This window comes from Stenotrophomonas sp. 2YAF22, assembly GCF_052114665.1.
Taxonomy (GTDB): Bacteria; Pseudomonadota; Gammaproteobacteria; order Xanthomonadales; family Xanthomonadaceae; genus Stenotrophomonas; species Stenotrophomonas indicatrix.
This window is the reverse complement of record NZ_JBFRFE010000717.1, coordinates 1-1,958: the sequence shown is the minus strand read 5'-3', so window position 1 is coordinate 1,958 and position 1,958 is coordinate 1. Positions and strand designations below refer to the sequence as shown.

Below are 1,958 nucleotides of genomic sequence, written 5' to 3'. Positions count from 1 at the left end.
CGGACGGTGTTGGCTGCGTCGCCAAGATTGGCGCCCAGCCCGATCCAGGCACCGGTCATGGATTACTCGGCAGCACCGGCAGCTGCGCCATCGGGACGACGACGGCGACGACGACGCTTGCGCGGCGCTCCACCCTCCTCATCGCCGGCATCGCTGTGCAGGGAATCCAGCGACGAATCCAGCTCATGCCCGGACTGCGCCTGCGCTTCGCGCCAGAACGCGACGTCGGCTTCGTGCTCTGCCGATGCCACCTGGCGCAGGGCCAGGAAATCGAAGGCGGCACGGAAACGGGGGTGGCTGAGCGTGCGCATCACGCGCTTGCGCTGGCGCGAACTGAAGCGCGCCTGCAGCAGCCAGATCTCCTGCATCGGCAGCGAGAAACGGCGCGGCAATGCAATGGTGCTCAGCTGCTGCACGGTGACGCGGTCGGCGGCACGACGCTGTGCCTCTTCCGGTGCGACGCCCTGCTTGAGCAGCGTTGCCTGTGCGCGGCAGTAAGCCGGCCACAGCAACAGCGCGAACAGGAACGCCGGCGACACGGGCTCGTCATTGGCCACGCGTGCATCGGTGTTGGCCAGGCCCTCGACCAGCATGCGACGCAGCGCGCCGGTGCGGTTCGACTTCAGCGCCTTGGCGCTTTCCGGGAACAGCACGTCGAACAGGCCGTAGCGTTCCAGTCCTTCGAAGCTGGCAACGCCATGCCCGGACAGGAACAGCTTCAGGACTTCCTCGAACAGGCGCGCCGGTGCGGCTTCGTTGAGCAGGCCGGCCAGCTGCGGGATCGGCGCGGCAGTGCCCTCTTCGATCTGGAAGCCGAGCTTGGCCGCCAGGCGGACCGCACGCAGCATGCGCACCGGGTCTTCCTGGTAACGCTGCACCGGGTCGCCGATGAGCTTCATCAGGCGTGCCTGCACGTCTTCGAAGCCGCCGGTGTAGTCACGCACCGAGAAGTCCTCGATGGCGTAATACAGGGCATTGCAGGTGAAGTCGCGGCGGATGGCGTCGTCTTCGATGCTGCCGTACACGTTGTCGCGCACGAGCATGCCGTTTTCCATTTCGCGGTCGCCGCTGCCGTCATCGATGTTGGCACGGAAGGTGGCGACTTCGATGATCTCGCGGCCGAACACAACATGGGCCAGGCGGAAACGGCGGCCGATCAGGCGGCAGTTGCGGAACAACTGCTTGACCTGTTCGGGCGTGGCATCGGTGGCCACGTCGAAATCCTTGGGTTGGCCATTGACCAGCAGATCGCGCACCGCGCCGCCGACAAGGTAGGCGCCGAAGCCGGCATCGCGCAGTCGATAAAGCACGCGCAAAGCGTTCGGGCTGATGTCCTTGCGGGAGATCGTGTGCTGGTCGCGCGGGATGACGCGCAGGCTGAACGGTGATGTAGCAGAGGAAATGATGTTGGCGCTTCCGGTTGAAGTTTCGGGATTGCCCAATGGCATCGAGGTGCATATACTAGCGCTCCTGCACCGGCAGCGACACACTGCTCCCTTCGTCTAGTGGTTAGGACGTGGCCCTCTCAAGGCTAAAACAGGGGTTCGAGTCCCCTAGGGAGCACCAGTCGCCGCAGCAGGAACCGAAAAAGCCCGCCTTGTGCGGGCTTTTCTGTTTTCCGGAATCGTGTCGCCGACTGGGCTGGTCGCTTGAGCGCCTCCTTGTTCCTGCGAGGGAGGGGGCGGGCCACCCTGTCCTGGACACGCAAAAGCCCATCCATGGTGCTCGATGGCGCCATCCATGGCGCCAACGGTCCAGGACAGGGTGGCCCGCCCCCTCCTGACAATTTCCGCGACGGCGGCAAGATCAAGAACAGCCTCGCTCCTCCGCGGCAAATCAGCCCGGACGCGCTTGCGTGTGTCCGCCACCCGCGATCTGTCGAGAGGCGGCAGGCCAGGCGCTCCAGGACCGTTGGCGCCATGGATGGCGCCATCGAGCCCCCATGGATGGGTTTACGG

The 1,958-nt window shown here is 65.4% G+C and carries 1 protein-coding gene and 1 tRNA gene; one reads left to right on the top strand and one right to left on the bottom strand.

The annotated features are described in order from the left end of the window. Positions 1-62 precede the first annotated feature (62 nt). The gene (pcnB, locus tag AB4Y84_RS20345) at positions 63-1,442 is read right to left on the bottom strand and encodes a polynucleotide adenylyltransferase PcnB (protein ID WP_033830828.1); all 1,380 of its coding nucleotides are present in this window, start codon (positions 1,440-1,442) and stop codon (positions 63-65) included. 49 nt (positions 1,443-1,491) lie between these two features. Here pcnB and AB4Y84_RS20340 point away from each other — a divergent pair. Continuing rightward, a tRNA-Glu gene (locus AB4Y84_RS20340) sits at positions 1,492-1,566 on the top strand. Positions 1,567-1,958: the final 392 nt, after the last annotated feature.